The sequence below is a fragment of the Pseudomonas sp. P5_B2 genome, from assembly GCF_056400445.1.
The window spans coordinates 1-5,037 of sequence record NZ_JBFULH010000367.1 but is presented as its reverse complement, the minus strand read 5'-3'; the positions used below and the strand labels follow the sequence as shown (position 1 = coordinate 5,037).

The following is a 5,037-nucleotide window of genomic DNA, read 5'->3' as shown; positions in this document are numbered from 1 at the left end:
CCTCCAGGAGAATACGGTCGAATGTGGGAGCGGGCTTGCTCGCGAAGGCCTCAGTAGCAGCACCGCAAGAGCTATGGATACTCCAACACCGCTTTTATCTGCCGCAAATTACGCTCGATCCACCCCCGATCAATCGCCCCCCACTCACGTATCCGATAGCACCCCGCATGATTACGCGCGCCCTCTTCCTGCTCGAACTCGCAAACAATGTCCAGATCCGCCAACGCCGCAATCGTGTCCTGCGCCGTGCGCCGGGGCATGCCTGTCGCTTCAGTCAATGCCGGGACGCTGCTCGCCTGCCCACTGTCGATCAGGTACGCCACGTACAACCGGCGATAGAAACTGCTCTTGGTCTTGCTGACTTCCATTCAAACACTCCCGGCTGTTGATCCGTTATTGCATGTCCCGCCAGGTCAGGTACACCCGCAGGTCAAACTCCACCTGGTGATAACCCGGCAGCATGTGTTCGCAGAGTTTGTAGAACGCCTTGTTGTGATCCGACTCTTTAAAGTGCGCCAGCTCATGCACCACGATCATTTTCAGAAACTCGGAAGGCGCTTCCTTGAACAGTGACGCCACGCGAATTTCTTTCTTGGCCTTGAGCTTGCCGCCCTGCACCCGCGAGATGGTTGTGTGCAAGCCAAGGGCGCGATGAGTCAGGTCCAGACGGTTGTCGAACAGCACTTTGTCGATGGACGGAGCGTTACGCAGGTATTCCTGCTTGAGGTCCAGTGCATAGGTGTACAGCGCCTTGTCGCTCTGGACACCGTGCTTTTCCGGATAGCGCTTGCTCAGGTAGTCGCCCAACCGATCATCGACGATCAGCTGGCGAACCTGGTCCTGCAACGCAGCGGGATAGGCCTGGAGGTATTTCAACGCAGTCATTGGGGCGGCAACACGAATCACGAAAAGGTCGCCAGTGTAGCGAATTCAACTGCTCAGTGCGCTCCAGTCGAACGGCGGCACACAGTCGCCGACGTCTGCTGCCATCATCGGCCGCGCCACCAGAAAACCTTGCACGTACTCACAACCATTGGCTTGCAGCCATTGGTACTGAGCAACGGTTTCTACCCCTTCGGCGATTACCCGCATTCCATACGCCTTGCACAGGTCGATCACATGGCGCACCAGTTCGGCGTCCCGTGACGAATCGGGCAGGCGAGCAACCAGATGCCGGTCGAACTTGAGCGTCTCCAGTTCCAGGTCCCGCAGTTGGGACAGGGAGCATGGCCCGGAGTCAAAGTCGTCCAGTGCCACCCGCACCCCAAGAACGCGCAGCAAACGCAGGGTCTTACGGGTTTCTTCGGGGTTTTGCATCAGCGCCTCTTCCGTCACCTCGACTTCCAGATGACGAGGCTCCAGGCCATGGCGCTCCAGTACCTGACGCAATTCGGTGACCAGGTTGGGCATGCCGAACTGGGTGCTGCTCAAACTGACACCAAGCACCAGATCCTCGGCAAACAAAGTTTCCCAAGCCTTTCGCTGCCCAATCGCGTGATGGTAAATCCAGCTGCCCAATCGACTGATCAGCCGCGCCTCTTCCAGCAATGGCAAAAACAGCCCCGGCGGAACATCGCCGACGCTCGGGTGCTGCCAACGAAGCAATGCTTCAAATCCGCGGATCTGCCCGGTGACGATGGAGACTTGAGGTTGATACACCAAATTGAAATCACGGTTTTCGATGGCCGTGCGCACGCTTTCTTCGAGCATGAGTCGCGACCGCGCCCGGCCGTTCATTTCGTGATCGTAAAAACGATACTGCTGACGGCCCGCACGTTTGGCTGCGTACATGGCAATGTCTGAGGCCCGCAACAAACCGTCGAGACTGGCCCCGCAATCCGGATACGTCGCAATACCGATGCTGGCGCCCAACGTGAATTCCAGACCATCAATCTGCTGACAGACCGATACCCGCTCGATGAGTTTTTCCGCAATCTTCGCCGCCTGCTCGGGAAACTCCAGATCCAGGAGCACCGTAAACTCATCGCCGCCCATGCGCGCCAGAATATCGAGGGGGCGCAGACAGGCCTTCAACTGCTCGGACACCCAGCGGAGCACGCGATCCCCGGCATCGTGCCCCAGAGAATCATTGACCCGTTTGAAGCCGTCGAGATCCAGGTACAGCAGCACCCAGGCACTGTCGGCGCGTTCGCCGCGCAGCAGCAGGTTTTCCACGGTCTGGTAGAAGCCCCGGCGATTGAGCAGCCCGGTCAACGGGTCGGTAACAGCCTGGAACTCCAGTTGCTGATGCAGGTGACGCACCACCGACATGTCCAGCACCGTCACCACCATGGCGTGCTGTTCAGCGGGCAGTGGCGCGCACGACAGCGCCACCGGCACCTGCTGGCCGGGGGAGGTTCGCAACAGCGCATCATGCAGGCGCAAGGTTTCGCCGCGCTTGTAACCGGTGTAAATCTCAGAATCCGCCCATAGCGGGATGTGCGGTTTTTGCAGGAATTCCAGAAACGCCTTGCCTTGCAGTTCCTGCTCCGTGGCATTGAGCAGCCGTGACATGGCCGGGTTGGCAAAACGGATCACTCCGTCCTCACTCACCACCAAAATGCCTTTAGCCGCGTTCTCCAATACCGAGGCATTAAACGCGCGCGCGGATTCCAGGTCATGACTCTGGCGCTGCAACGCACGGCGATTACGCTGATGTTCCAGCAGGGCCTGAACTTTGGGTTTGAGAATTTGCGGGTCAAACGGCTTGAACAGGTAATCCACCGCACCGCTGGCATACCCCTTGATCACGGCGTCCTGAGACTGTTCGTTGGCCGTCAGGAAAATGATCGGCGTGAGGCGTGTTCGCTGGCTGCCGCGCATCAGGCGCGCGACTTCAAAACCGTCCATGCCCGGCATGTGTACATCGAGCAATACCAGGTCGACATCGTGTTTGAGCAACAGGCCGAGCGCTTCAAAGCCGGAGGCTGCGGTCATGACCTGCCAGTCCTGGCGCTGGAGCAATGCACGCATTGCTGATCAGGCTTTCAGGGTAATCATCAACGATTAAAAGGATCGAGCGGCCTTCGGTTGGCATGGGTTGCGCGCATTCCATGCTGCTTCTCTTGTTCGAGGGCGTCAGGCCGGTTTCTTGCAAAAACCGGACAACAATTGTGTCTTCACTCTAGACCGGTTCCGCAACAGCACGAGCCATCACGGAGCCATCATTTAACCAATGCGTTCATTTGCCGACTAACGGTCGGCCCCTGAAAGCCCCGAAAACCGGGCGAGATGGCATTTCGACAGGATGTTGACGTCAATCATCTGCCATTTTGGCCTTACCAAATTGGTCTTCAAAGCTTATAAAGACCGCCCTCCAATACGCGCACTAGAGCTTCTGGCACGTGCGTGCAGCCAAAATTTGTGGAAGCTTTTGTCTATGATCGATCTCGCAACCTGGAACCTCAGCGTTCCTGTGGGCAATCCGCCGTACACCGTTGAAACCGCCAAACTGGTGGACGGCTTCAAGGACCAATACTTCCATTCCGACACCGGCACTTTATTTTTCTGGGCGCCGGTAACGGGTTCGCGCACCGAAAATGCCATCTACCCTCGCACCGAACTTCGCGAAACCTACACCAATGGCACCCTGAAAAACTGGAACTACCCGGACGCCGACAATTTCCTTCGCGCGACCCTGGCGGTGAATCAAGTGCCCAGCTCGGGGAAAATCGTCATTGGACAGATCCATGCCTATAAAAGCCAGAAGCCCATGGTCAAGGTTGAATACCAGTACAAGACAAATACCTCCACCGGCAACATCGTCGCCAAAGTGCGCATGCACCCCGATGATGATGAAGGCCGGGTAATCACCATTGCGACGGGGGTGAAGCTGGATCAGGAGTTTTCCTACCTGATTCATCTGAGTCCCGGCGGAGCGCTCGGTATCAGTGCCGCGGGTTTTCAGTGGGACACCGACATCAGCGCGACCTCGCTCAGATGATCTTTTTTTGTAGCAGCTGTCGAGCAGCGCGAGGCTGCGTCCGAGGACGAAGTCCAAGCCGGTGAGTCCGATCTACCTGAATGAACGCGTTGCCGGATTGCGACCGCTTCGCAGCCCGACGCAGCCTCGCGCTGCTCGACAGCTGCTACAAAAAAAGATCATCTGAGCGTCCGAAAAACTCGTAGGACGCCTCCGACTGTGGCGAGGGAGCTTGCTCCTGCTGAGCTACGAAGTAGCCCCAAACCCTGCCGCCCATTTCCCAAGACACACCACAGCCCCCGGTTTTATTGCGGCTACGCCGTAAACCAACACCAAACTGACTGCCCAACAGGCCGGACAGGCGTCCTACAGCCCGGTTGCGGCTGCCCGAATCACTGCCTGGAGTTGCCCTGTCGCTGACATCGTTGGCGATAGGGTTTCGCAGCCCTAGCGAGTTAGATCCACAATCGTCAAAATACGGCGCTGCAGCTTTGCCTGTGCTCTGTTTTTATGGCGGCTGTGCGTGGGAGACCGTCAGGTCTGCCGGGTCTTAACTCCTCGGTCTGCGAACCCGAGCATAGCTGCCACCCCATTTGTTTCGCAGCAAACGGTGGCAAATTCTTTTCTTGAGTTAAGGATTTTCCATGAGCAATCAGCAACCGCCCCGCCGCTTCACCCCAATGTCCCAATTGGCGACCGACTATCCCGTCCTGCTCATCGACAGCGACGCCCCGCTACGCGAACTCCACAACTGCGTCAGCGAACGCCTCAATGCCGTCCTCAATACCTGAATCTGATGGCCTACACCGTCACCAACATCACCCGGATCATGATGCAGGATATTGCTGATGTGTTTGGGGTGATCGAGCAGCGTGGGTTTCCTACGAAGAAATAGTGGTAAACACGTAATAAAAACCCGCATCACCGCGGGTTTTTATTTAACGCAACATTACCCACTCAATGCATGTAGCCATTGGGTCTTGGACTTTCTTGCAATAAGTATCTTCGCATCATTCTTCTACTTGAATGTTCACTTGTGCCGGTCCTCGTGCACCACCCGGTTTGACGCTATCGCCGGGACTGYCKGRCTGGAYACTCACCTGCGAACGCCCTCG

General features: G+C 57.1%; 2 protein-coding genes and 3 pseudogenes. 2 read left to right on the top strand and 3 right to left on the bottom strand.

Annotated features, from left to right (window positions below; all coding sequences use genetic code 11):
* Nucleotides 1-71: 71 nt before the first annotated feature.
* The 3 genes and pseudogenes from AC1DRJ_RS20540 to AC1DRJ_RS20530 form a co-directional block, all read right to left on the bottom strand.
* Complete coding sequence (locus AC1DRJ_RS20540; RefSeq protein WP_477803755.1) at nucleotides 72-368, bottom strand: winged helix-turn-helix domain-containing protein; 297 nt, start codon at nucleotides 366-368, stop codon at nucleotides 72-74.
* A gap of 25 nt (nucleotides 369-393) precedes the next feature.
* Nucleotides 394-885 (bottom strand): M48 metallopeptidase family protein, encoded by a 492-nt coding sequence (locus tag AC1DRJ_RS20535; RefSeq protein WP_477803754.1) that lies wholly within the window; start codon nucleotides 883-885, stop codon nucleotides 394-396.
* A gap of 45 nt (nucleotides 886-930) precedes the next feature.
* A pseudogene (locus AC1DRJ_RS20530) lies at nucleotides 931-3,055 on the bottom strand (putative bifunctional diguanylate cyclase/phosphodiesterase).
* 324 nt (nucleotides 3,056-3,379) lie between these two features.
* On the opposite strand from AC1DRJ_RS20530, the pseudogene AC1DRJ_RS20525 reads away from it, so the two are divergent.
* Both AC1DRJ_RS20525 and AC1DRJ_RS20520 read left to right on the top strand, forming a co-directional pair.
* Nucleotides 3,380-3,931: pseudogene (locus tag AC1DRJ_RS20525) on the top strand (polysaccharide lyase family 7 protein); the annotation flags it as partial.
* A gap of 635 nt (nucleotides 3,932-4,566) precedes the next feature.
* Nucleotides 4,567-4,817: pseudogene (locus AC1DRJ_RS20520) on the top strand (fructose-bisphosphate aldolase).
* Nucleotides 4,818-5,037 lie beyond the last annotated feature (220 nt).

Excerpts from the sequence above, each read along its gene's own strand:
- AC1DRJ_RS20540 (WP_477803755.1), bottom strand. The coding sequence starts at position 368 with ATGGAAGTCAGCAAGACCAAGAGCAGTTTCTATCGCCGGTTGTACGTG.
- AC1DRJ_RS20535 (WP_477803754.1), bottom strand. The coding sequence starts at position 885 with ATGACTGCGTTGAAATACCTCCAGGCCTATCCCGCTGCGTTGCAGGAC.